Origin of the sequence: Nocardioides flavus (ex Wang et al. 2016), from assembly GCF_014653115.1 — a bacterium.
Taxonomy (GTDB): domain Bacteria; phylum Actinomycetota; class Actinomycetes; order Propionibacteriales; family Nocardioidaceae; genus Nocardioides; species Nocardioides flavus.
The window spans coordinates 200811-224825 of record NZ_BNAD01000002.1; the positions used below are offsets into that span (position 1 = coordinate 200811).

Annotated in this window: 25 protein-coding genes and 3 tRNA genes; 8 read left to right on the forward strand and 20 right to left on the reverse strand. The window is 71.2% G+C overall.

Going from position 1 to position 24015, the window contains the following annotated elements; all coding sequences use genetic code 11:
• Positions 1 to 17 precede the first annotated feature (17 nt).
• Positions 18 to 1457 (reverse strand): trimethylamine methyltransferase family protein, encoded by a 1440-nt coding sequence (locus tag IE200_RS05415; protein WP_191278382.1) that lies wholly within the window; start codon positions 1455 to 1457, stop codon positions 18 to 20.
• 102 nt (positions 1458 to 1559) lie between these two features.
• On the opposite strand from IE200_RS05415, the gene IE200_RS05420 reads away from it, so the two are divergent.
• From IE200_RS05420 to IE200_RS05440, 5 genes are read left to right on the forward strand one after another with little or no spacing between them, the layout of a single operon-like run.
• On the forward strand, positions 1560 to 2363 hold the full coding sequence (locus tag IE200_RS05420) for an IclR family transcriptional regulator (RefSeq protein WP_191278383.1): 804 nt from the start codon (positions 1560 to 1562) through the stop codon (positions 2361 to 2363).
• Complete coding sequence (locus tag IE200_RS05425) at positions 2360 to 3025, forward strand: corrinoid protein (RefSeq protein ID WP_191278384.1); 666 nt, start codon at positions 2360 to 2362, stop codon at positions 3023 to 3025. Before IE200_RS05420 ends, IE200_RS05425 begins: the two co-directional genes overlap by 4 nt.
• Positions 3022 to 3906, forward strand: coding sequence for a dihydropteroate synthase (locus tag IE200_RS05430; protein ID WP_191278385.1), 885 nt, complete (start codon positions 3022 to 3024; stop codon positions 3904 to 3906). The genes IE200_RS05425 and IE200_RS05430 overlap by 4 nt, the downstream gene beginning before the upstream one ends.
• Before the next feature lie 10 nt (positions 3907 to 3916).
• Entirely contained in the window at positions 3917 to 5905 is a 1989-nt protein-coding gene (locus tag IE200_RS05435) for an ASKHA domain-containing protein (protein ID WP_191278386.1), read from the forward strand.
• Positions 5838 to 6503: a DUF1638 domain-containing protein gene (locus IE200_RS05440; RefSeq protein ID WP_229856150.1), complete on the forward strand. Its 666-nt coding sequence runs from the start codon at positions 5838 to 5840 to the stop codon at positions 6501 to 6503. The genes IE200_RS05435 and IE200_RS05440 overlap by 68 nt, the downstream gene beginning before the upstream one ends.
• Before the next feature lie 53 nt (positions 6504 to 6556).
• Here the strand turns inward: IE200_RS05440 and IE200_RS05445 are convergent, their stop codons facing one another.
• The 3 genes from IE200_RS05445 to rplJ all read right to left on the reverse strand — a co-directional run bounded on the left by IE200_RS05445 (position 6557) and on the right by rplJ (position 8702).
• Positions 6557 to 7414 (reverse strand): methylenetetrahydrofolate reductase, encoded by an 858-nt coding sequence (locus tag IE200_RS05445; protein ID WP_191278387.1) that lies wholly within the window; start codon positions 7412 to 7414, stop codon positions 6557 to 6559.
• Positions 7415 to 7571: 157 nt separating this feature from the next.
• Positions 7572 to 7964: a 50S ribosomal protein L7/L12 gene (gene rplL, locus IE200_RS05450; RefSeq protein WP_191278388.1), complete on the reverse strand. Its 393-nt coding sequence runs from the start codon at positions 7962 to 7964 to the stop codon at positions 7572 to 7574.
• A 78-nt stretch (positions 7965 to 8042) separates the two neighbouring features.
• The gene (rplJ, locus tag IE200_RS05455) at positions 8043 to 8702 is read right to left on the reverse strand and encodes a 50S ribosomal protein L10 (RefSeq protein WP_191278389.1); all 660 of its coding nucleotides are present in this window, start codon (positions 8700 to 8702) and stop codon (positions 8043 to 8045) included.
• A gap of 285 nt (positions 8703 to 8987) precedes the next feature.
• Between rplJ and IE200_RS05460 the strand changes: the two genes are divergently transcribed.
• On the forward strand, positions 8988 to 9977 hold the full coding sequence (locus IE200_RS05460) for a DnaB-like helicase C-terminal domain-containing protein (RefSeq protein ID WP_191278390.1): 990 nt from the start codon (positions 8988 to 8990) through the stop codon (positions 9975 to 9977).
• 18 nt (positions 9978 to 9995) lie between these two features.
• Here the strand turns inward: IE200_RS05460 and IE200_RS05465 are convergent, their stop codons facing one another.
• From IE200_RS05465 to IE200_RS05490, 6 genes are all read right to left on the reverse strand, one after another.
• Positions 9996 to 10856 (reverse strand): hypothetical protein, encoded by an 861-nt coding sequence (locus IE200_RS05465; RefSeq protein ID WP_191278391.1) that lies wholly within the window; start codon positions 10854 to 10856, stop codon positions 9996 to 9998.
• A 148-nt stretch (positions 10857 to 11004) separates the two neighbouring features.
• Entirely contained in the window at positions 11005 to 11727 is a 723-nt protein-coding gene (rplA, locus tag IE200_RS05470; RefSeq protein WP_191278392.1) for a 50S ribosomal protein L1, read from the reverse strand.
• 62 nt (positions 11728 to 11789) lie between these two features.
• Positions 11790 to 12218 (reverse strand): 50S ribosomal protein L11, encoded by a 429-nt coding sequence (rplK, locus tag IE200_RS05475; RefSeq protein ID WP_191278393.1) that lies wholly within the window; start codon positions 12216 to 12218, stop codon positions 11790 to 11792.
• A 116-nt stretch (positions 12219 to 12334) separates the two neighbouring features.
• Complete coding sequence (gene nusG, locus IE200_RS05480; protein ID WP_229856151.1) at positions 12335 to 13156, reverse strand: transcription termination/antitermination protein NusG; 822 nt, start codon at positions 13154 to 13156, stop codon at positions 12335 to 12337.
• Between the two features lie 94 nt (positions 13157 to 13250).
• On the reverse strand, positions 13251 to 13505 hold the full coding sequence (gene secE / locus IE200_RS05485; RefSeq protein ID WP_191278394.1) for a preprotein translocase subunit SecE: 255 nt from the start codon (positions 13503 to 13505) through the stop codon (positions 13251 to 13253).
• Positions 13506 to 13558: 53 nt separating this feature from the next.
• Positions 13559 to 13631, reverse strand: a tRNA-Trp gene (locus tag IE200_RS05490).
• Between the two features lie 126 nt (positions 13632 to 13757).
• Here IE200_RS05490 and IE200_RS05495 point away from each other — a divergent pair.
• Positions 13758 to 14798 (forward strand): adenosine deaminase, encoded by a 1041-nt coding sequence (locus IE200_RS05495; protein ID WP_191278395.1) that lies wholly within the window; start codon positions 13758 to 13760, stop codon positions 14796 to 14798.
• Between the two features lie 113 nt (positions 14799 to 14911).
• On the opposite strand, the gene IE200_RS05500 is transcribed toward IE200_RS05495, so the two are convergent.
• The 10 genes from IE200_RS05500 to IE200_RS05545 form a co-directional block, all read right to left on the reverse strand.
• Positions 14912 to 15970, reverse strand: a complete 1059-nt coding sequence (locus tag IE200_RS05500) for a UDP-N-acetylmuramate dehydrogenase (protein ID WP_191278396.1) — start codon at positions 15968 to 15970, stop codon at positions 14912 to 14914.
• Positions 15963 to 16364: a MaoC/PaaZ C-terminal domain-containing protein gene (locus IE200_RS05505; protein WP_229856153.1), complete on the reverse strand. Its 402-nt coding sequence runs from the start codon at positions 16362 to 16364 to the stop codon at positions 15963 to 15965. The genes IE200_RS05500 and IE200_RS05505 overlap by 8 nt, the downstream gene beginning before the upstream one ends.
• A complete protein-coding gene (locus IE200_RS05510) occupies positions 16361 to 16762 on the reverse strand; it encodes an FAS1-like dehydratase domain-containing protein (protein WP_191278397.1) in 402 nt (133 codons plus the stop codon). Before IE200_RS05510 ends, IE200_RS05505 begins: the two co-directional genes overlap by 4 nt.
• Before the next feature lie 80 nt (positions 16763 to 16842).
• On the reverse strand, positions 16843 to 17013 hold the full coding sequence (gene rpmG, locus IE200_RS05515; RefSeq protein WP_056602159.1) for a 50S ribosomal protein L33: 171 nt from the start codon (positions 17011 to 17013) through the stop codon (positions 16843 to 16845).
• A gap of 53 nt (positions 17014 to 17066) precedes the next feature.
• A tRNA-Met gene (locus IE200_RS05520) sits at positions 17067 to 17143 on the reverse strand.
• A 37-nt stretch (positions 17144 to 17180) separates the two neighbouring features.
• A tRNA-Thr gene (locus IE200_RS05525) sits at positions 17181 to 17253 on the reverse strand.
• Positions 17254 to 17311: 58 nt separating this feature from the next.
• Positions 17312 to 18727 carry an amidase gene (locus tag IE200_RS05530; protein ID WP_191278398.1) on the reverse strand — a complete coding sequence of 472 codons (1416 nt, stop codon included), beginning with the start codon at positions 18725 to 18727 and terminating at the stop codon, positions 17312 to 17314.
• Positions 18728 to 18749: 22 nt separating this feature from the next.
• Positions 18750 to 19334 (reverse strand): DNA-3-methyladenine glycosylase I, encoded by a 585-nt coding sequence (locus IE200_RS05535; protein WP_191278399.1) that lies wholly within the window; start codon positions 19332 to 19334, stop codon positions 18750 to 18752.
• A gap of 3 nt (positions 19335 to 19337) precedes the next feature.
• Positions 19338 to 20255 (reverse strand): pirin family protein, encoded by a 918-nt coding sequence (locus tag IE200_RS05540; protein WP_191278400.1) that lies wholly within the window; start codon positions 20253 to 20255, stop codon positions 19338 to 19340.
• 58 nt (positions 20256 to 20313) lie between these two features.
• Complete coding sequence (locus IE200_RS05545) at positions 20314 to 22725, reverse strand: FdhF/YdeP family oxidoreductase (RefSeq protein WP_268245527.1); 2412 nt, start codon at positions 22723 to 22725, stop codon at positions 20314 to 20316.
• Positions 22726 to 22842: 117 nt separating this feature from the next.
• Here IE200_RS05545 and nemA point away from each other — a divergent pair, with 117 nt between their 5' ends.
• Positions 22843 to 23937, forward strand: coding sequence for an N-ethylmaleimide reductase (gene nemA / locus IE200_RS05550; protein WP_191278402.1), 1095 nt, complete (start codon positions 22843 to 22845; stop codon positions 23935 to 23937).
• Positions 23938 to 24015: the final 78 nt, after the last annotated feature.

The following is a 24015-nucleotide window of genomic DNA, read 5'->3' on the forward strand; positions in this document are numbered from 1 at the left end:
CCCGCTGGCCCAGGAGGTCAGTCGCCGAGCTCGGCCCGCCGGCGGACGACGTAGTCCTCGAGCTCCTCGCGGACCGCGTCGTCGAGCGGCGGCTGCTCGTACTCCTCGAGCACCTTCTCGTAGGCGAGCTTCGCGCGCGCGTTGGCGTCGTGGCCGCCCCCGCGCATCCATCGCTCGTAGTTCTCCGAGGACGACAGCAGCGGACGGTAGAAGCACGTGCGGAAGCGTTCCATCGTGTGCATCGCCCCGAGGAAGTGCCCGCCGTGGCCGACCTCCTGGTGGGCGTCGAAGGCCATCGAGGCCTCGTCGATCTCCAGGGGCGTGAACTCGTGGCGCAGCATCTGGAGCAGCTCGACGTCGACGATGAACTTCTCGTAGCCCGCGACCAGCCCGCCCTCGAGCCACCCGGCCGAGTGCATCACCCAGTTCGCGCCGGCGAGGAAGGTCGGCATCAGGGTCATCAGGGACTCGTAGCCGGCCTGGGCGTCGGCCACCTGCGAGGAGGTCAGTCCCCCGCCGGTGCGGAACGGCAGGCCGAAGTGCCGGGCGATCTGGCCGGTGCACAGCAGGCCGATGCCCGACTCCGGGGTGCCGAAGGTCGGGGAGCCCGACTGCATGTCGATGTTGGACAGGAACGACCCGAAGATCACCGGCGTCCCCGGCCGGACCAGCTGCGACAGCGCGATCCCCGACAGGGCCTCGACGATCTGCTGGACGAGGGCGGCCGGGATGGTCACCGGCGACATCGCCCCCATCAGGATGAACGGGGTGAGCACCACCGGCTGGCCGGCGGCGGAGTACTCGAGCTGGGCCTCCAGCATCCGGTCGTCCCAGCGCAGCGGCGAGTTGCAGTTGATGAGCGAGATCGTGGCCGGCGTCTCCTCGATGGCCTCCCGTGAGCCGAACAGGATGGACGTCATCGCGATCGTGTCCGCGGCGTTGACCCCGGAGACGACGTTGCCCATGTAGACCTTGTCGGTCAGCGTCTGCAGGGCGTACGTCATGTCGAGGTGGCGGCTGTCGAGCGGGGTGTCGTTGGGCTCGCAGATCACGCCGCCCGCGGAGTCGAGCACCGCGAAGGACTGGGCGAGCCGGGTGAAGCTGCGGAAGTCCTCCATGGTGGCGTCGCGGCGTACCTCCCCCTGTCGCACGAACGGGGGGCCGTAGACCGCACCGAAGGCCATCGAGTCGCCGCCGATGTGGATGTTGTTGGCCGGGTTGCGGGCCTGGACGTCGAACTCGCGCGGCGCCGTGGCGACCTGCTCGAGGACGAAGTCGGGGTCGAGGAAGACGGTGTTGTCCTCCACGCGCTGGCCCGCCGCGCGGAACAGCGCGAGGGCGCGCTCGTCCATGAACTCCACGCCGATCTCGGTCATCAGCCGGCGCCATCCCCGGTCGAGGGTGGCCATGGCCTCCTCGGACAGCACCTCGTATCGCGGCATCGCGTTGCGGAACACGGACCCTCCCTTGACCTGGCCGTCAGCCGGCTTCTAGCCTCATGATGTGGAACACGGTTCCACATCATGGAACCCCTGGGAACCCCCAGCGAAGGAGTGCACGTGAGCGAGACCGCCACCGGGACGCGGGCCCTCGACCGCGCCGCCGACCTGGTCGCCACGGTCGTGCACGCCGACGAGCCGATGTCCTTCGCCGACCTCCAGGACGCGAGCGGCCTCGCCAAGTCGACGACGTCGCGGCTGCTGACCGCGCTCGAGCGCTCGGGGCTGCTCGAGCGGGACCCGTCAGGGTCGTACGTCGCGGGTCGCCTCTTCTGGCTCTACGCAGCACGCCACGACCCGTGGGAGGAGCTGGTCCGGCTCGCCCGGCCGGTGATGGACGCGCTCGGGGCCGACACCGGCGAGACCGTGCACCTCAGCGTCGCTCGCGGCGAGCGGGTGGTGCAGGTCGCCCAGGTCGACTCGACCTTCCTGCTCGGCACCCGCGACTGGACCGACGTCGAGGTGCCCGCGCACTGCTCGGCCCTCGGCAAGGTCCTCCTCGCCTGGGGTGCGCTCGAGCTGCCCGAGGGCGACCTGGAGCGACCCACACCGTCCACGCTGCCCGACGCCGACGCCGTGCGCCGCGACTGCGAACAGGCACGCCGCCGCGGCTGGGCGCTGACGCAGGACGAGCTCGAGATCGGGCTCACCGGCATCGCGGTCCCCGTCTTCGGGGTGCGCGACGACGTCGTCGCCTCGCTCGGGATCTCCGGTCCCACCCCCCGGCTGGCCCAGCGGGCCGACGAGCTCGGCCGCCGGCTGCTGGACCGGTCCGCCGCGCTGTCGTCCCTCCTGCGCGGCCCCGCCCGTCCGACCACGGTCGGCGGCACCGCTCGCACCGAGAACGAGGAGGTGGTCGCGTGACCCCCGAGGACATCCTGCAGGCCCTGTACGACGAGACGCTGGTGGGCAACGCCCCGCGCGTGCTCGAGCTGACCAACCAGGGGCTCGATCTGTCGATGGAGCCGCAGACGCTGCTCTTCGACGCGCTGATCCCCTCGCTGGAGGAGGTCGGCGCCCGCTTCGAGCGCGGCGACTTCTTCGTCCCCGAGATGCTGATCGCCGGCCGGGCGATGGCGGGCGCGATGGAGCGGCTGCGACCGCTGCTCGCCGAGACCGGCGTCGAGACCGTCGGCCGGTTCCTCATGGGCACCGTCAAGGGCGACGTCCACGACATCGGCAAGAACCTCGTCAACATCATGCTCGAGGGGGCCGGCTTCGAGGTGATCGACCTCGGCGTGCAGGTGGCACCGGAGAAGTTCGTCGCCGCGATCGAGGAGCACCAGCCCGACATCGTGGGCTTCTCGGCCTTCCTCACCACCACGATGCCGATGTTCAAGGCCAACATGAACGCCCTCGAGAAGGCCGGCCTCCGTGACGAGGTCATCGTGATGGTGGGCGGTGCGCCCGTCACCCAGGAGTACGCCGACGCGGTCGGGGCCGACGGCTACGCCGCCGACGCCTCGCAGACCGTGAAGCGCGCCAAGAGCCTGCTCGAGGCCAAGCGCACGAAGGTCCCGGCATGAGCATCGCGGAGCCGCTGCGGACGGTCCTGCGCTCCGCCTCGCGCGAGGTGGTCATCGGTCACGACACCCGCTTCACCGTCATCGGCGAGCGGATCAACCCGACCGGACGCCGGATCTTCCAGGAGCAGCTGCGCGAGGGCGACTTCTCCGCGATCGAGCGCGACGTCAAGGCGCAGGTCGAGGGCGGCGCCGACGTGCTCGACGTCAACATGGGCGTACCGCTGACCGACGAGCCCGACCTGCTGGCCCGGGCGATCACGATGGTGCAGGAGCTGACGGACCTCCCGGTCTGCATCGACTCCTCGGTCGTCGAGGCCCTCGAGGCCGGTCTCGCCGCGTACGAGGGCCGGGCGCTCGTCAACTCCGTCACGGCCGAGGACGACCGCCTCGAGCTGATCCTGCCGCTGGTGAAGAAGCACGACGCGGCGGTCATCGCGCTGCCCAACGACCACGACGAGATCCCGATGGAGGCCGACAAGCGGCTCGAGCTCACCGCCAAGATCGTCCGGGTCGCCACCCAGGAGTACGGCATCGCGCAGGCCGACATCGTGATCGACCCGCTGGCCATGCCGATCGGCGCCGACACCACGACCAGCCTGGTCACCTTCGAGGTGATGCGCCGCATCCGCGACGACTTCGGGGTCAACATGACCTGCGGCGCCTCCAACGTCTCCTTCGGCATGCCCGGTCGGCACACCCTCAACGCCACCTGGCTGCCGATGGCGATGGCCTCCGGGCTCACCAGCGCGATCATGGACGCCCGCACGCCGCAGGTGGTGGAGGCGGTGAAGGCGGCCGACGTCTTCCTCGGCCACGACGACTGGGGCATGGCGTGGATCTCCGCCCACCGCGCCAAGCAGGCGGCCGCGGACGGCGCGTGAAGACAGCCCGATGACCCGACCGATCGACGGGCCCGACTTCTCCCTCGCGGACGTCGCCCGTGAAGGGCTGATCGAGCGGCCGGGCGCCGAGCCCGCGCCCCACGACGGCACCGGTCGCGTCGACCTCGCCTTCACCGTCCACAGCACGGCCGAGGACGGCACCGAGGTCGCGCCGGCCCAGCGCGGCGTACGGGTCCCGCCCGGGGTGACCGTCTTCGACGCCGCCTCGTGGAACGGCATCGCCATCGACTCGACGTGCGGCGGGCACGGGACGTGCCACAAGTGCCGGATCCGGGTCACCTCCGAGGTCGAGGTGCCACTCACCCGCCACGACGTGCGCACCTTCACCGCCGACCAGCTCTCCGCCGGCTGGCGGCTCGGCTGCCTGCTCCACGCGACCCGCGACCTCGCGGTCGACGTACCCCCGCTGACCACCCGGCCCAAGGCGGCGACCGTCGGGATCGGCCGGCAGGTGATCCTGCGTCCCGCGCTGCAGAAGCGCTACGTCGAGCTCGCCGAGCCGAGCCTGTCCGACCAGCGCACCGACCTCGTGCGGCTCACCGACGCCATCGACGACCTCGAGCTCACCGCGGACCTCCACGTCCTGCGGCGGCTCGCCACGGTGCTGCGCCAGGCCGACTTCAAGGTGACCGCGGTCGTCCTCGACGAGGCGCTCGTCGACGTGGAAGCCGGCGACACCACGGCGTTCCGCTACGCCATCGCCTTCGACCTCGGCACCACGACGGTCGTCGGCACGCTCCTCGACGTCGGCACGGGGACCCCCCTCGCCGTCGCCTCGTCGCTCAACGCGCAGCAGCCCTTCGGCGGGGACGTGATCACCCGGATCAGCGCGACGATGATGGACCCCGCCGCGCTCGGCCGCCTCCAGCAGGCGGCCGGCGCCACCCTGGCCGACCTGGCCCGGCGGGTGTGCCGCGAGGCCGGGGTCGAGCCGACCGACGTCTACGAGGTGGCCGTGGCGGGCAACGCGACGATGACCGCACTCGTGCTGGGCATCGACCCCGAACCGCTCGGGGTCGCGCCGTTCGTGATGGCCGCGGCCGAGCCCCCCGACGTCCTCGCCTCCGAGATCGGGCTCGACCTCCACCCGCGCGCCCGGGCGTTCTTCTTCCCGGCGCTCGGGGCCTACGTCGGCGGCGACATCGTCGCCGGGATGCTCGCCACCGGCATGGACCGCGACAAGCGCACGCGGTTGTTCATCGACGTCGGCACCAACTGCGAGATCGTGCTCAGCGACGGCGAGACGCTGCTGTCCACGGCGGCCCCTGCGGGCCCGGCTTTCGAGGGAGGCGCGATCAGGTGCGGGATGCGGGCCGCCGACGGCGCGATCGAGGTCGTCAAGGTCGACCCGCACGCCGAGGACCCCGACGCTGCGGTGACCCTCGGCGTGATCGGCGACGTCGAGCCGCGGGGCCTGTGTGGGTCCGGCCTCGTCGACGCCGTGGCCGAGCTCGTACGGGTCGGGCTGCTCGACGCCAGCGGCCGCCTCGTGCCCGAGGAGGAGGCGAAGGGCGTCGCCCCGGCCCTCGCCGACCGGCTCGCCCGCGTCGGCGAGGAGCGCGTGTTCGTGCTGCACCGGCCCGGTCCCGGGGTCGACCCGGCGGAGTGCGTCTACCTCTCGCAGCGCGACGTCCGCGAGCTGCAGTTCGCCAAGGCCGCCATCTCCACCGGCTGGTCGCTGCTGCTCGCCGAGCTCGGCCTGGAGCACCGCGACGTGCAGCAGGTGCTGCTCGCCGGCTCGTTCGGCAGCTACCTCTCCCCCGCCTCGGCCGTGCGCATCGGCCTCGTCCCGCGGCTGCCCGTGCTGCGGATCGTCGCCGCCGGCAACGTCGCCGGCGAGGGAGCCAAGATGGCCCTGCTGTCCGTACGCGAGCGTGCCGGCGCCCTGGCCCTGCTGGAGGAGGTGACCTATGTCGAGCTCTCCGACCGCCCCGACTTCAACGACGCCTTCGTCGAGCAGCTCGCGTTCGGGCGCTGAGGAGGGTGCGCCCAACCGGGTCGCCTTCATCGCCTGCGGGGCCATCGCCCAGCCGGCCGCCGCTGTCGTCGAGCGCCACGGCTGGGCCGTCGACGTGCACCCACTGCCGCCGCTGCTGCACAACCACCCCGCTCGTATCGCCGGCGAGGTGCGCGCCCTGGCCGAGCGGCTCGCGGAGACGTACGCCCGGGTCGTGATCGGCTACGCCGACTGCGGCACGTACGGCGCCTTGGACGACGTGTGTCACGAGCTCGGCGTCGCGCGCCTCCCCGGGCTGCACTGCTACGACGTGTACGCCGGGGAGTCGCGGCTCGAGCGCTTCTTCGACGAGCAGCCGGGGACCTACCTGCTGACCGACTTCCTGGTGCGCTCGTTCGCCCGGACCGTCGTGCAGGAGATGGGGCTCGACCGCCACCCCGAGCTGCGCGAGGCCTACTTCGGCAACTACACGCGCGTGGTCTGGCTGGCGCAGCAGCCCGACGACGACCTGCACGACCTCGCGCAGCAGGCCGCCACCACGCTGGGGCTCCCCCTCACCGTCGTGGAGACCGGCGACCACGGCCTCGAGCGGGCCCTCGCCGAGCACCTTGCCCGGTAGTCAGGGACGTTCTGGTGGGCAGACGGCCCCGTACGCCCCCAGAACGTCCCTGACTACCGCCCGTGGGCGTCGCGCAGGCGCTCGAGCATCCCCGTACGCCACGCCTCGGTCTCGGCGACCTGGTTGAAGGTGAAGACGTGCAGGCCCTCGACGAGCGCACCCTCCTCGCCGAGGGCCGGCGCACACCTCTCCAGGAAGCGCTCGCCGGTGAAGCCGCCCGGCGCGGCCAGGCGGGCGAAGACGCCCTTGTTCTTGGCGAGGAACCTCGTCGACTCGCCGACGCCGATCCTGGTGGCCATCGCGAGGAGCTTCGCGCGCTCGACCGGGCCGGGGATCCCGAGCAGGAGCGGCATGGCGACACCGCGGGCGCGAAGCCGGCGCACCCAGTCGCGCACGACGGCGGGGTCGAAGGTCAGGTTGCTCACGATGTGCGTGGCATGACGCCGCTTGTCCCACATCGACTGCACCGTGAGGTCGTCGTGGATCGTCGGGTGCGACTCGGGGTAGCCGGTGATCCCCACGTGCGCAAAGGGCGAGCCCAGCTCCTTGAGGTCCTCCAGCAGGGCGAGGGCGTCGGGGTAGTCGCCGACGGTCTCGGCGTCGCCCCCGGGCACGAACACGCTCGTGACGCCCTTGCCACGCAGCCGCTCGACGATCTCCACCAGCTCACCGCGGCCGGAGACCATCCGGGCGGCAAGGTGCGGCACGGTGGTGTAGCCGTGACCGGTGAGGCGCTCGGCGAGCTCGAGGGTCGCAGCCAGCCCTTGGGACGGCGAGGCCGTCACCGTGATCGTACGGTCGCGGGGCAGGTGCGCGAGGACCTTGTCCTCCGTGGAGGCGGTGGGCAGCACCTCGTACCGGGCGTTCTCCAGCAGCCGGACCATCGTCGCCGCAGTTCGCTTGTTGCGCATGGAGCAACTCATTTCGTGATGCGCATCCAGTGCTGGTCACTGTAGACCGTGCGCCGCCGCGGCGACAGCGCGCGCGGCACCCTGAAATGGCACGAGGGGCGGCCACCTCTCGGTGGCCGCCCCTCGGCTGGGACGTGCTGGAGCGACTAGCGGATCGTCACTTGACGGTGACGGTGGCGCCGGCGGCCTCGAGGGCCTCCTTCGCCTTGTCCGCGGTCTCCTTGTTGGCACCCTCGAGGATCGTCTTGGGGGCGGCCTCGACCAGGTCCTTGGCCTCCTTCAGACCGAGGGAGGTGAGGGCGCGCACCTCCTTGATGACGTTGATCTTCTTGTCGCCGGCGGCCTCGAGGACGACCTCGAACTCGTCCTTCTCCTCGGCGGCGGCGTCGCCACCGGCGGCACCACCGGCGGCCGGGGCGGCGGCCACGGCGACGGGGGCGGCGGCGGTCACGCCGAAGGTGTCCTCGAACTGCTTGACGAACTCGGAGAGCTCGATCAGGGTCATCTCCTTGAAGGCGTCAAGGAGCTCGTCGGTGCTGAGCTTCGCCATGATGGCAAACCTTTCCATGTGTGGCGCACCCGCATCTGCGCGGGGCGCCGGGGTTTCAGGTGGTGTACGTCGGCCCGGTCAGGCGTCGGTGGACTCGGCGGCCGTGTCGGCTGCCTCGTCGGTCGCCTCGGGCTCGGCGGCCTCCTCCGAAGAGGGTGCCTCCTCCACCGGGGCGTCCTCGGCAGCGGCCGGCGTGCCGGCACCACCTGCGAGGATCGAGGGGTCCTGCTCGGCCTTGGCCTGCAGCGCACCCGCGAGACGGGCGGCCTGGGCGATCGGCGCGTTGAGCAGGTAGACGGCCTGGGACAGCGAGGCGAGCATCGCGCCCGCCATCTTGCCCAGCAGCACGTCGCGCGACTCGAGGTCGGCCAGCTTGGCCACCTCGGCAGCGTCGAGCGGCTTGCCGTCCAGGACTCCACCCTTGATCACAAGGGCGGGGTTCGCCTTGGCAAAGTCACGCAGACCCTTGGCGGCCTCGACCACGTCTCCATTGATGAAGGCGATGGCGGTGGGGCCGGTCAGCAGGTCGTCGAAGCCTTCGATCCCCACCTCGGTGGCGGCGATCTTGGCGAGCGTGTTCTTGACCACGGCGTAGTTGGCGTTCTCGCCGAGGGAGCGCCGCAGGTCCTGCAGCTGCTTCACGGTGAGCCCGCGGTACTCGGTCAGCACAGCGCCGGCGGAGCCGTTGAACGAGTCAACGATCTCTGCGACGGCGGCAGTCTTTTCTGGCCGCGCCATGGGTCTCCTTCCGGGGTTGACCACCGGCGTCCGGCCCACAGACGACGAACGCCCTGAGCACAGGCTCAGGGCGTGATGGCGGCGAGGCCGCTGCTCTGACACCTGCGCCGGCCGTCCGCTGCTGCGAACCTTCGGTCACGAGCTGGAGCTCACGACAACCTGCGGTCTCTGGTTTCGAGTGGGAACTGTACGCGGCGGCACACGGACGCGACAAATCGGCGCCGGACGCCCGCCAAACCGGGCAATCGGCCCACCCGCGGCCCCCAACACTGGTTGCATGGGCCCGTGGACCACCAGCTCATGACCGTAGGGGCCTCCCTGGCCCGCAGCGACGAACGCATGCTCACCGGGCGCAACGCGGCCGGACGCGTGTGGAAGACCGGCTTCGTCGGCCTCGACCCGCTGATCGGCGGCGGGATGCGCGCCGGGTCGCTCGTCCTCCTTGCCGGCCCGCAGGGACTCGGCAAGTCGACCTTCGCCCTGCAGGTCGCGCGCAACAACGCCGCGACCGGACGGCCCGTCCTCTACTTCTCCTACGAGCACGACGCCGAGGACCTGACCCAGAAGCTCATCGCCATGGAGGCGGGCGAGCTCGACGACTCCGACCAGGTCCGGGTCACGACCATCCGCTCGATCTTCGACGACCTGTGGGTCAGCTCCCTGGAGCACCGGCTGGAGTCGGTGCCCTCCGGCGTCGAGGCGCTGACGAAGGTCTCGCAGTACTCCGAGATGCTCTTCGTGCACCGCTCGACGGGCACCCGGACGGACCTCGACGCCATCCAGAACGCGATCGAGGCGGTCCGTGAGCTGTCCGGAACCACCCCGCTGGTGATCGTGGACTACCTCCAGAAGGTGAAGTCCATGCACGAGGACGAGGAGGCCAGCACCACCCAGATCGTCGAGGGCCTCAAGGACCTCGCCATCGACATCAACGCCCCGGTCCTGGCCATCGCCGCGGCCGAGAAGGAGGCGCTGCGGTCGGGCAAGCGGATGCGGGCCAACGACCTGCGCGGCTCGAGCGCCCTGGCGTACGAGGCCGACGTCGTGCTGGTGCTCAACAACAAGTTCGACATCGTCGCGCGCCACCACCTGACCTACGACCTCGGCAACGCCGAGCGCTTCCGCGAGTACGCCGTGCTGACGATCGAGAAGAACCGCTTCGGCCGCGACGGTGCCGTGCTCCAGTTCCGCACCCGCTTCGACCAGGGTCGCTTCGTGCCCACGGGCACCGAGGTCAAGGAGCAGCTGATCGACGAGCGGGTCTTCCGGGAGTGACCCGCCCGCCGACCCGGGTCACAGGCCCGGCTGCTCGGTGACCTCGCTGGCGGGGGGCGCCTCGATCTCGACGTCGGTGCCGAAGTCGGAGTAGGTGCCCTCGGTGGTCGAGGTCGTTGGCTTCACGCCGCCCGCGGCCGGCGACTCGGTGGTCTGGGTGAACTTGCGCGGCAGGTTGTCGGCGTCGACCCACATCTCGGTCACCAGCTCCTTGGGGAGCATGTCGGCCATCGCCGCGGGGAACTCCATGGCCTTCACGTACTGGGTGGGGTCGAGCGTGATCCGGTAGTGGTTGGTGTCGACCCCGTCGACCTCCTCGGACCCGACGAGCTCGAGATCCTTGGGCTCCTCCATCGCCTTGAACATGACCTCGGGGTCCGTGGCCTTGCCGATCATCCCGAACAGCGAGTTGGGGTCGCTCAGGTCGATCTTGAGCCACTTGTCCCCCGTGCCGAGCTCGGGCGACTTCATGTACATCGCCTGGTCGAGCAGGATCATGTCCATCGCCTGGGCGCCGCTGCCCGTCGCCTGCATCTCCATGCCGTCGTCGCCGAAGCGGGCCGTGCCGGACATCGTCTGGGTCTGGCCACCGGTGTCGGAGGTGGTCTCGAAGGCGAAGGTCTCGGCCTCCTGCAGCGCCTCCATCACCGCCGGGTAGAAGTCGGCGGCGGACAGCTCGGCCAGCGACGCCTCGGCCGGCTCCTCGGTCTCCTCGGCGTCCTGCGTCGACTCGTCGGTGCCCTCGTCCGTGCTCTCGTCCGTGGCCGAGCTCGAGGAGTCGGTGGAGGAGGAGTCGTCACTGCACGCAGCGAGTCCGGCTCCCAGGGTCAGGACCAGGGCGGCGGAGCCGAGGCGGCGGGCAAGGGACGTGACGCGCATGTGTGTCTCCTGGGACGAGTGGTGCGGAGGTCAGGGCGGGTTGGTTGCCTGCGGTCGTTCTACCCGATGGTTCCACAACCAAACGGCCCGGCCGCCCCTGAGGGGCGACCGGGCCGTACGGAGTGCGCGGCTGTGGGCCAGGTGCGGCTCAGGCCTGGACGGCCTCGTCCTCGCTCGCGACGTTCTTGGTGCGGTTGGGGTCGACCTGGATGCCGGGGCCCATCGTCGTGGAGACGGTGACCTTCTTGATGTAGCGACCCTTGGAGCTGGCGGGCTTGAGACGCAGCACCTCCTCGAGGGCGGCGGCGTAGTTCTCGGCCAGCTGGACCTCGGAGAAGGAGGCCTTGCCGATGATGAAGTGCAGGTTGGCGTGCCGGTCGACGCGGAACTCGATCTTGCCGCCCTTGATGTCCGTGACGGCCTTGGCCACGTCAGGGGTGACCGTGCCGGTCTTGGGGTTCGGCATGAGCGAACGAGGGCCGAGGACGCGACCGAGGCGGCCGACCTTGCCCATCATGTCGGGCGTGGCGACGACGGCGTCGAAGTCGAGCCAGCCGCCGGCTACCTTCTCGATCAGCTCGTCGCCACCGACGAACTCGGCGCCGGCCTCGCGGGCGGCGTCGGCCTTGTCGGCGTTGGCGAACACGAGGACGCGGGCGGTCTTGCCGGTGCCGTGCGGGAGGTTGACGGTGCCGCGGACCATCTGGTCGGCCTTGCGCGGGTCGACACCCAGGCGCATGACGACGTCGAGGGTCTCGTCGAACTTCTTCTTGGAGCCGGACTTGGCGATCTTGATGGCTGCCAGCGGGGCGTAGAGCTCGTCCTTGTCGAACGTCTCGGCGGCCGCGCGGTAGGTCTTGCTGCGCTGCATTGTCTTCTCGATTCTCTGGTGCGAAGGATGTGGTTAGCGAGCCAGCGCGGCTCTCCCACGTGTCAGTCGGTCGTGATGCCCATCGAGCGCGCAGTGCCCTCGACGATCTTCATGGCCGCGTCGATGTCGTTGGCGTTGAGGTCGGGCAGCTTGGTGGTCGCGATCTCGCGGACCTGGTCCTTGGTCAGCTTGCCGACCTTCTCCTTGTGCGGGACGCCGGAGCCCTTGGAGAGACCGGCAGCCTTCTTGATGAGCTCGGCGGCCGGCGGGGTCTTGGTGATGAAGTCGAACGAGCGGTCCTCGTAGATGGTGATCTCGACGGGGATCACGTTGCCGCGCATGGACTCGGTCTGGGCGTTGTAGGCCTTGCAGAAGTCCATGATGTTGACGCCGTGCGGACCGAGCGCCGTACCGACCGGCGGGGCCGGGGTGGCCGAACCGGCCTGCAGCTGCACCTTGACGAGTGCGGCGATCTTCTTCTTGGGAGGCATTGCCTTCTACTTTCTCTCGTGTGGTCATGACGAGGGCCACTGCCCCCTGCCACGGGTTGTCGCTACTGCATTGTCAGGCCGCATGGCGGCCAGACGCCAATCGTCGGGGCCTGGCGTCAGACCTTCTGGATCTGCGAGAAGGAGAGCTCGACGGGGGTCTCGCGGCCGAAGATCTCGACGAGCGCCTTGACGCGCTGCGACTCGGCGTTGATCTCGGTGATCGTCGCGTGGAGCGTGGCGAACGGGCCGTCGACCACCATGACGGAGTCGGAGACGTCGAAGTCGGCGACCTCGACCGGCTTGCGCGGCGTGGTGGAGGAGCCCTTCTCGCCCGCCGCGGCGGCCTCGGCCTCGGCGACGGCCACGACGGCGGGTGCGAGCATGTCCTCGACCTCGCTCATGCTCAGCGGCACGGGCTGGTGGCTGTGGCCCACGAAGCCGGTCACCGAGGGCGTGTGGCGCACGGCGGACCAGGACTCGTCGGTGAGGTCCATGCGGACCAGGACGTAACCCGGGAGCACGGTGCGGGTGACCATCTTGCGCTGGCCGTTCTTGATCTCCGCGACCTCCTCGGTGGGGACCACGATCTCGTGGATGTAGTCCTCCATGTTGAGGGAGATGATGCGGTTCTCGAGGTTGTGCTTGACCCGCTTCTCCATGCCGGAGTAGGTGTGCACGACGAACCAGTCGCCGGGCTTGGCCCACAGCTCGCGACGGAAGGCCTCGAGCGGGTCGTTCTCCTCGGCGGCCTCGGCAGCCTCGTCCTCGTCGCCGGCGACCTCGTCGACGTCAGACCCGGTCTCGCCGGTCTCGTCGGCACCGTCGGTCACGGTCTCGTCGGTGTCCGCGACGAGGTCCGCGGAGGCGTCCTCCGGGGTCGCCTCGTCGACGGACTCGACCTGGTCGTCGACCTGGTCCACGTCATTGTTCTCAGACACGTCTCACTCCGTACGTCGTTGCTGGTTCCGGCCGCGGGGCCGGGGCCGGGATCACCCGGCGGGATTCACGAGCGGTGGATCACTGCCGCGATCGTCACTGGGTGTTGCTGCCGGTGAAGACCTCGAAGACCAGCTTGCCGAAGCCCAGGTCGAGCAACGTCACGATCGCCATCACCACGATGACGAAGACCAGCACGACGAAGAAGTAGGTGATCAGCTGCTGCTGGGTGGGCCACACCACCTTGCGGAGCTCGGCCACCACCTGGCGCAGGAACGTGACGGGGCTGGTGCGCCCACGGTCGTCGCCGCGCGAGTCGCGCCGGTCCTGAACCGCGTTGCCGTCGGCCACGTCATCCACCTTCTCGTTGTTGCTGTGCGTGCTGCTGGTGCAGTGATCTCTCGCAGGGCACGAGGGACTTGAACCCCCAACCTTCGGTTTTGGAGACCGATGCTCTGCCAGTTGAGCTAGTGCCCTTCGACGGTTCCTGTCCCCATCGCTGGGGCATGCCGAAGCATGTGGCGAAACCACCAATCGGGAAGCATACGTGGCCGGTCCGGCCCGCGTCGAACCGAGGTCGCCGTGGCGCCTACGATGCGACGCATGACGGCAACGGGGGCGGACGGCTCGCGACGCCTGCGCGACGTCTCCCGGCTGCCGAAGGCGCACCTGCACCTGCACTTCACCGGGTCGATGCGCCACGAGACGCTGCTCGAGCTCGCCGAGCGCGACGGCGTCGTGCTGCCGGACTCCCTCGTCGAGGACTGGCCGCCGCAGCTCAGCGCGGCGGACGAGAAGGGCTGGTTCCGCTTCCAGCGTCTCTACGACGTGGCGCGCTCGGTCCTGCGCACGCCCGAGGACGTGCGCCGGCTGGTGCTCGAGGCGGCCGAGGACGACGTCCGTGACGGCGGTCGGTGGCTGGAGATCCAGGTCGACCCCAGCGGGTACGCCGCGCGCTTCGGCGGGATCACTGCCTTCACCGACCTGGTCCTCGACTGCGTGCGCGACGCCACCGAGCGCACCGGCCTCGCGATCGCCGCCGTCGTCGCCGCCAACCGCACCCGGCACCCGCTCGACGCGCGTACGCTCGCGCGCCTCGCCGCCCAGTACGCCGGGCGCGGGGTGGTCGGCTTCGGCCTGTCCAACGACGAGCGCCGCGGCCGCACGGAGGACTTCGAGGGCGCCTTCCGGATCGCCCGGCGCGCCGACCTGATGCTCGTCCCGCACGGCGGGGAGCTGCGCGGTCCCGACCACGTCCGCCAGTGCCTCGACAGTCTCGGGGCGCACCGCCTCGGCCACGGCGTACGGACCGTCGAGGACCCCGCGCTGCTCGAGCGCGTCGTCGCGTCCGGGATCGCCCTCGAGGTGTGCCCGACCTCGAACGTCTCGCTGGGCGTCTACTCCGACCTGACGTCGGTGCCGCTGCCGCAGCTGCTGGCAGCCGGCGCGACGGTCGCGCTCGGAGCCGACGACCCCCTGCTGTTCGGGTCGCGCCTCGCCGGCCAGTACGCCACGATGCGCGCCGCGCACGACCTCGACGACGCCACCCTGGCCCGCCTGGCCGAGATGTCCTTCGAGGCCTCGTGCGCGCCGTCGGACGTCGTCCTGGCCGCGAAGCGCGACATCGCCGCCTGGCTCGCCTGAGACTGGGTGCCCCCTTCCGCCCACCCGCTGCGGTAGTCAGGGACGTTCTGGTAGGCCAACCAGGGGTCCGACCTACCAGAACGTCCCTGACTACCGTGGCGACGGCGAGGTCCTCAGAGGGAGCAGCCGACCGTCACGGGCTCGTTGACGAGGGTGACGCCGAACCTCTCGCGCACGCCGTCGCGCACCTCGCGGGCCAGCGTGAGCAGCTCGTCGGTGGTGGCGTCGCCGCGGTTGGTGAGGGCGAGCGTGTGCTTGGTCGACAGGCGCACCCGCTCGCCAGCCGCGGCGCTGGTGTAGCCCTTGCCGAAGCCGGCGTGCTCGATCAGCCAGGCGGCGCTCGACTTCCACGACCCGTCGGGCTGCTCCCACCGCGGCGCACCCTCGGGAAGGGCGGCCACCTGCTCCGAGGTGAGGAACGGGTTGGTGAAGAACGAGCCGGCGCTCCAGGTGTCGTGGTCGGCGGCGTCGAGGACCATGCCCTTGCCCGACCGCAGCGCGAGCACGGCTTCGCGGACCTCCGACAGCGGCGCCCGCTGGCCGGCCTCGACGCCGAGACGGCACGCCAGCTCGGCGTACGCCACAGGCTCGGACAGGTCGCCCTGCCTCAGCTGGAAGGTCACCTCCAGCACGACGTGTCGACCGGGCTCGGCCTTGAACCGGCTGTGCCGGTAGCCGAAGCCGCAGTCGGCGGCGGCGAAGGTGCGCTGGGTGCGCTCGACGCGGTCCCACGTACGGACCCGGGAGATCGTCTGGGCAACCTCCTGGCCGTAGGCGCCGACGTTCTGGATGGGTGTCGAGCCGACCGCGCCGGGGATCCCGGACAGGGCCTCGATGCCGGCCCAGCCGTGCGCGACCGCGCGGGCGACCAGAGCGTCCCAGTCCTCGCCGGCAGCCACCGTGAGGACGACCCCGCCGCACTGGGCGAGGGCGTCGACGTCGCAGGTGTCGGTGTCGGCGGCCACCCCGGTCGTGGCGACCTGCACGACCCGGCCGTCGAACCCCTCGTCGGCGACGACCAGGTTGGAGCCGCCGGCCAGCAGCAGCACCGGCGTGCCGGCGGCGTCCGCCTCGGCGACCGCGGCGATCAGCTCGGCCTCGGTGGTGGCGCGTACCCACTCGCGGGCCGGACCACCCAGGCGGAGGGTGGTGTGGTCGCGCAGGTCAGGCACGTACGACTGCCTTCGGCATGCCGAGGACCTTCTGGCCGCCGCAGGTGACCTCGAGCGACAGGGTCGCGAGCCCGTCGGCCACCGACTTCACGGTGCCACCGACGACCACCTCGGCCCCGCCCTCGGCCGGGACGACGACCGGGCTGGTGAACTTCGCACCGAGGTCGACCACCTCGGCCCCGCCGGTCCACTCGGCGACCGCGCGGCCGACCAGGGCGAGGGTGTACATGCCGTGCGCGATCACCCCGGGGAGACCGACGCTGCGGGCGACGTCCTCGTCCTGGTGGATGGGGTTGTGGTCGCCGCTGGCGTCGGCGTAGGCGACGAGGTCGGCACGGGTGACGGTGAAGGTGGTGGGGCCGAGCACGTCCCCGGCGGCGAGCTGCGCGGTCACTGGTCGGCCTCCGCGGACGAGTGGACGAGGGTGGCCTTGCCGGTGCACACGACGGCGCCGGTGGCGTCGGTGAGCTCGCTGGCGGTGGCGATGATGTCGGCTCCGCCGATCTGGCGCAGGCCGGTCACGGTCAGCGTCGCGCTGAGCTCGTCACCGACGGCCAGCGGGCGTACGTAGGCGAAACGCTGCTCGCCGTGGACGATGCGGTGCAGGTCGATGCGCTCGGCGTCGAGGAAGGCCTGCATCGCGTCGAAGGCGAGCACGATCGGGAAGGTCGGCGGCACGTCCGCCCCGGGGTGGCCGACGGCGGCGGCGAAGGCGGCGACCCGGTCGGAAGTGATGGTCAGGGGGGCCGGCGCGGGGAACTCACGTCCCACCAGCGAGGAGTCGACGGGCATGCCCCGACCCTAGATCACGCCCGGAACACACAACGACCCGTCCGATGGCACGGACGGGTCGGAGTGGAGGAGGAGAAGCGTCAGCGGGTCTCGCGGTGAGCCGTGTGCGCGCGGCAGCGCGGGCAGAACTTCTTCAGCTCGATGCGGTCGGGGTCGTTGCGACGGTTCTTCTTCGTGATGTAGTTGCGCTCCTTGCACTCGGTGCACGCGAGCGTGATCTTGGGGCGAACGTCAGAAGACTTGCTGGCCATGAGGAGAACCTTTGCGTTGGCGGGTGGTGCGGGGTGGAGCTGGCGGACACTGGTGGTAGCGGGGGCGGGACTCGAACCCGCGACACCACGATTATGAGCCGTGTGCTCTAACCACCTGAGCTACCCCGCCGCGGAGGTCGGGGGCTCCCGGAGGAGACCCGACCCAGAGCCCCTTTACGGAATCGAACCGTAGACCTTCTCCTTACCATGGAGACGCTCTGCCGACTGAGCTAAAGGGGCAACGACGGAGAACGATACACACGCCCCGCCGCGATGAGAAATCGGCCTGGGCGGTGCGTCATCCGGCCTCTGCAGCCTCCTGGATCCGGGGCCAGCCGACCGCTTCCTCGAGCTCGTAGGCGAGCCCCAGCAGACGTGCCTCGCGACCGGCTCCGGCGCCCAGCATCATGCCCTGCGGGAGGCCGCTGGCGGTGGTCGCGAGGGGCAGGGAGATGGCGGGCTCGCCGGTGGCGTTCTGGAGCGGGGTGAACGCGACCCAGTCCATCAGCCGGTCCATGATCTCCTCGTAGTCCTGGTCGGGACGCAGGTGGCCCACGCGCGGCGTCTCGGTGGCCAGCGTCGGCGTGAGCGTGACGTCGTACGAGGCGCGGTGGCGGGCCGCGAGGTGCTGCGAGCGACGCAGCACCGCGATCGACAGCGGCTGCTTGTGCAGGTTGCGCGCCGCGTGCCGCGCGAGTCCGAGCGTGAGGTTGTCGAGCATGGTGGGGTCGAAGGTGTCGCCGTAGTCCTTGCGACCCCGCTTGGCGATGACGTAGGCGAGCAGCGACCAGAACCGCACGAAGTGGTCCGGGAAGCTCGCCGGGACCGGGTTCTCCACCTCCTCGACGTGGTGGCCGAGCGACTCGAGCAGGGCGGCCGTGGCGAGGGTGAGCTCGCGCACCTCGGGGCTGCACTCGCGGCCGATGCCCTGCGTCACGACCGCGACCCGCAGCCGCGCCCGGCTGGGCCGGGTGACGTCGCCGACCGGCGCGAGGAGCGGGTTGCGCCAGATCTTCTCGGCCTCGCGGTAGAACGCGGCGGTGTCGCGCACGCTGCGGGTCAGGACGCCGTCGGAGACGATGCGTACGGGCATGTCGCGCATCATCCGGTCCTGGGCGAGGCGGCCGCGGGTGGGCTTGAGCCCGACGAGGCCGTTGACCGCGGCCGGGATCCGGATCGACCCGCCGCCGTCGTTGGCGTGGGCGATCGGCACGGCCCCGGCGGCCACGAGCGCGGCGGACCCGGCCGAGGAGGCGCCCGCGTAGTGGTCGGGGTTCCACGGCGAGCGCACCGGACCGAGGCGTACGTGGTCGGCCGCGCCGGAGAAGCCGAACTCCGACAGCTGGGTCTTGCCGAGCGGGATCAGCCCCGTCGCGAGGTACATCCGCGCGAAGTCGCCGTCGGCCGTCGCGGACCGGGCCGTGAAGGCGTCCGCGCCGTGCTGGGTCGGCATGCCCGCCACGTCGACGTTGTCCTTGACGAACGTCGGCACGCCGGCGAACCAGCCGCCGCGCGGGTCCGCTGCTTCGGCGCGGGCGCGGTCGTAGGCGGCGTGGGCGACCGCTCCGAGCGCGGCGTCGACCTGCTCGGTGCGGGCGATGGCCGCCTCGACGACCTCCGGCACCGAGACCTCGCCCGCCCGGAGTGCGGCGACGAGACCGGTCGCGTCGAGGTCGGCCAGGGCGTCATCGGTGAAGGCGTGCACGCGCGTCATGGACGGAGGCTAGGACCTGCCCTCAGCCCGCACAACCGCGCCGGTGGCAGTCCTCGAGGTGGTCGTCGACGAGCCCGATCGCCTCCATCAGGGCGTACATCGTGGTCGGCCCGACGTGGGCGAAGCCGGCCCTCTTGAGCGCCTTCGACAGCGCGACCGACTCGGGCGAGGTGGTCGGGACGTCGGCGGTGGTGAGCGGTGCCGGGCCGGGGTCGGGACGGAAGGACCAGATGAGCTCCTCGAGGCCGCCGGTCTCGCGCAGCGCGACGGTGGCTCGGGCGTTGGCGATCGCCGCGTCGACCTTGCGCCGGTTGCGCACGATGCCGGCGTCGCCCATCAGGCGCTCGACGTCGCCGGGCCCGTAGGCCGCGACGACGTCGGCGTCGAAGCCGGCGAAGGCCGCGCGGAAGTTCTCGCGCTTGTCGAGGATGGTCCGCCACGACAGGCCGGACTGGAACGCCTCGAGCGTCAGTCGCTCGAGATGGGCGGACTCGCCGGAGACCCGCAGTCCCCACTCGGTGTCGTGGTAGGCGAGGTTGACCGCGTCGCCGGCACCCCAGGGGCAGCGGGGCAGGCCGTCGTCGCCGACGATCACGGGTGAGCCCATCGCTCAGCGCCGGAGCTTGAGGCGGACGTGAGGCATCTCGGGCGCGGGGATCGCGTCCATGTCGATGTCGACCACGCCGAAGCGGCCGTCGACCTGGCGGCCGTCGCGGATCTGGGCCTGCCACTCCTCGCGGTAGCCCACGATCTCGTCGTGGTCGCGACCGATGAAGTTCCACCACATCACGATCGGCTCGCCGAAGGGCGGCCCGCCGAGGAGCAGCAGTCGGGCCTCCTCGTGGGCGGTGACGGTGAGCGTACGGGAGCCCGGGGCGGCGTAGGCGAGGTCGCTGGGCTTGAGGTCGGTGCCGTCGACGTCGACCGCACCGACGTCGAGCAGCACGCCGTGCTCGAAGGACTCGTCGACCTCGATCTCGAGGGACCTGCCGGTGGCGAGCATGATCTCGGCACCCAGCAGCGGGGAGTGCGTCGCGACAGGCGACTCGGCGCCCAGCACCGAGCCGAGGAAGACCCGGGCCTCCCAGCCGGGGCCGCGCACGGGCTCCGGGACGAAGTGCTCGAAGCCGGGGTCGGTGTGGCGCGCGCCGTCCGGCAGCGCGATCCACAGCTGGGCGCCGTGCAGGACGGACGTGCCCTCGGTGGAGACCTCGGTGTGGGAGATGCCGCGCCCGGAGGTCATCAGGTTGAGCTCGCCCGGACGCACGATCGCCCGGGTGCCGACCGAGTCCCGGTGCTCGATCTCGCCCTCGAAGAGCCAGCTCGCGGTCTGCAGGCCGGTGTGCGGGTGGGGGGCGACCACCATCCCGCCGGTCTGGTCGACCTCGTCGGGCCCGTAGTGGTCGACGAAGCACCAGGCGCCGATGAGCGAGCGGTGCCGCTGGGGCAGCGTCCGTCGTACGCGCATGGCCCGGGGACCTCCCAGCGGGACCTCGCGCGAGGTGAGCACGTCGATCTGCGTGGTCATCACCGCCACGCTAACCGATCGGGTGAACTCGCGGCGGGCCGGCTCACGTCGGCCCGGGTCAGCTCAGGTGGTGAGGGGCGTCGTCGCGCATCGAGCCGGACCCCTGGTCGGGAGAGCCCTGGGAGTGGCCGTGCTGCTGCTCGGGCTCGCCGGGGCGGTCGAGGCGCACGACGATCGACTTGTAGACCGGCTGGTTGCTCTGCTCCGCGGTCGAGTCGAGCGGGACGAGCGCGTTGGCCTCGGGGTAGTAGGCCGCCACGCACCCGCGCGGCTGGTCGTACGCCACGACGCGGAACGACCGGGCCGTGCGCTCGACGCCGTCCTTCCACTCGCTGACCAGGTCGACGACCTCTCCCTCGGCGAAGCCCAGGTCGCGGATGTCGTCGGGGTGGACGAAGACGACCCGGCGACCGCCCTTGACCCCGCGGTAGCGGTCGTCGAGGCCGTAGATGGTGGTGTTGAACTGGTCGTGCGAGCGCATCGTCTGGAGCAGGTAGCGCCCCTTCGGCACGTCGAGCACGTCGATCGGCGTGCACGTGATGACCGCCCGGCGGCTCGGCGTCTCGAACACCCGGTTGTCGCGCGGCGGGTGCGGGAGCACGAAGCCTCCCGGCTCGTCGACCTTCTCCTCGTACGACGCGCAGCCGGGCACGACGCGCGCGATCCGGCGGCGGATCTCGGTGTAGTCGTCACGGAAGTCCGCCCACGGGACCGGCGAGTCCTCACCGAGCGTCGCGAGGGCGAGCGAGCAGATGATGTCGACCTCGGAGCGCAGGTGCTCCGACGGCGGGTCGAGCGGTCCCCGGGAGGCGTGCACGGCCGACATCGAGTCCTCGACGGTCACCCGCTGCACCCGGCCCCCGGTGAGGTCCTTCTCGCTGCGCCCCAGCGCGGGCAGGATCAGGGCCTCGGACCCGTGGACCACGTGCGAGCGGTTGAGCTTGGTCGACACGTGCACCGTCAGCGCGGCGTTGCGCATGGCCGCCTCCGTGGCCTCGGTGTCAGGAGCCGCACCCACGAAGTTGCCGCCCATGCCGAAGAAGACCCGGACCCGCCCGTCGCGCAGCGCCTGGATCGAGCCGACGGTGTCCAGCCCGTGCTCTCGGGGCGGCTCGAAGCCGAACTCGTCGCGGATCGCGTCGAGGAAGTGGTCGGGCACCCGCTCCCAGATGCCCATCGTCCGGTCGCCCTGGACGTTGGAGTGCCCGCGCACCGGGCACACGCCCGCGCCGGGCTTGCCGATGTTGCCCTGGAGCAGGGCGACGTTGACGATCTCCTTGATGGTGCCCACGGCGTTGTGGTGCTGGGTGATGCCCATCGCCCAGCAGGTGATCGTGGCCGGGGACTCCGCGACCATCCGGGCCGCCTCGGTGATCTGCGCGCGGGTGAGGCCGGTCGAGGCCTCCACCTTGGCCCAGTCGAGGTCGGCGACGTGGGCGGCGTACGCCTCGAAGCCGGTCGTGTACCGCTCGAGGAAGTCGTGGTCGAGCGCGTCCCACTCGACCAGCAGCGCCCCCACCGCCTGGAAGAAGGCGAGGTCGCCGTTGAGGCGGATGGGCAGGTGCAGGTCGGCCAGCGCGGTCCCCACCGCCAGGCCCTTGGCGTGCTGCGGGTTCTTGAAGCGGACCAGGCCCGCCTCCTGCAGCGGGTTGATGGAGATGATGCGGGCCCCGCGCGACTTGGCCTCCTCCAGCGCCGAGAGCATCCGCGGGTGGTTGGTGCCGGGGTTCTGCCCCACGACCAGCAGGAGCTTGGCCTGGTGGATGTCCTCGAGGCTGACCGAGCCCTTCCCGATGCCGATGGTGTCGACGAGCGCGGACCCGGACGACTCGTGGCACATGTTGGAGCAGTCGGGCAGGTTGTTGGTCCCGAGCGAGCGCGCGAAGAGCTGGTAGACGAAGGCCGCCTCGTTGGAGGTCTTGCCCGAGGTGTAGAAGGTCGCCTGGTCGGGGTGGTCGAGGCGGCGCAGGTGCCCGGCGATCGTCGCGAACGCGTCGTCCCAGGAGATCGGGGTGTAGTGGGTCGCGCCGGGTCGAAGGACCATCGGCTCGGTGAGCCGGCCCTGCTTGCCGAGCCAGAACTCGGTGCGCCCGGCGAGGTCCTCGACGGAGTGGGTGGCGAAGAACTCGCGGTCGAGCAGCTGGCGGGTGGCCTCCTCGGCGACGGCCTTGGCGCCGTTCTCGCAGAACTCGGCCGCGTGGCGGTGGCCGGGCGCCGGGTCGGGCCAGGCGCAACCTTGGCAGTCGAAGCCGTCGACCTGGTTGAGCCGGGTGAGCGTGGACGCGGTGCGACGCAGACCCATCTGGCCGAGGGCGCGCCGCATCGCGACGGCGACCGCGGTCGCACCGGCCGCGGCGTGGGCGCCCGACTCGACCTCGACCTCCGTCTCGTCGACGTCGTGGGTGGGCACCTGGCGGGCCTCGTTGCGCAGGCGGGCCGGCACGTCTCGCAGCTGGGAGAGGAGCGTCACGCGTCCCATCCTGCACTCCGGTCTGTGCCCTGCACACCGCCCGCAGGGGTCCCGCGACCCCGGAGAGCGGACGTCGACGCCGGAATAGCCCAGTGCCACCACCGGTTGGCACCTGTCATGCCTTCCCTCTTCGAGCCCCTGTCCCTCGGCGCGGTCAGGACGGAGAACCGCGTCCTGATGGCACCGCTGACCCGGATGCGCGCCAGCGTCCCGGGCGACGTCCCCAACGAGCTGATGCGCGAGTACTACGTGCAGCGCGCCGGCGCCGGCCTCCTGATCTCCGAGGGGACGCAGATCAGCCCCGAGGGCAAGGGCTACATGGACACCCCAGGCATCCACAGCGACGAGCAGGTCGAGGGCTGGCGCACGGTCACCGACGCGGTGCACGAGGCCGGCGGCCTCATCGCCGCGCAGCTGTGGCACGTCGGCCGCGTCTCCCACGAGTCCCTCCACGACGGCGAGCTGCCCGTCTCGGCGAGCGCCGGCCCCTACCGCAACCGCACCACGGTGCGCGGCGAGGACGGACGCCCGACGCGCGTGGCCTGCCCCGTTCCCCGCCCGCTGCGGCTCGACGAGATCCCCCGGGTGGTCGACGACTACCGCCGCGCCACCGTCAACGCCCGCGAGGCCGGCTTCGACCTCGTCGAGATCCACGGCGCGCACGGCTACCTGCTGCACCAGTTCCTCGCCGCGGACAGCAACCTGCGCACCGACGCGTACGGCGGTCCGCTGGAGAACCGCGCCCGGCTCATGCTCGAGGTCACCGACGCGGTGGTCGACGCCTGGTCTGCCGACCGGGTCGCCGTACGGATCTCCCCCATCGGGTCGTTCAACGGCACCGAGGACCCCGAGGGCGCCGAGGCCGGCCTGCACGTCGCCCGTGAGCTCGGCCGTCGCGGCCTGGCCTTCCTCCATCTCTCCGAGCCCGACTGGGCCGGCGGACCCGTGCTCGAGGACGACTACCGCCGGGCCTTGCGCGAGGCGCACCCCGGTCCGATCGTCGGCGCCGGCAACTACGACCTGGCCAAGGCGGAGCGGCTGCTCGAGGCGGGCTGGATCGACGCGGCGGCGTTCGGCCGGTCCTTCATCGCCAACCCCGACCTGCCGCGCCGCCTCGCCGAGGGGCTCCCGCTCAACGCGCCGCGACCGGAGACCTTCTACGGCGGGGACGCCGAGGGTTACACCGACTACCCGGCGTACGGGGCCGCCTGACGGGCACCCGCCCGGCCGGTCCCGTCGTCGCGTCTGCTTATTGCGTCGTGCCGACGGGGTCGGACCACCTAGGGTCGT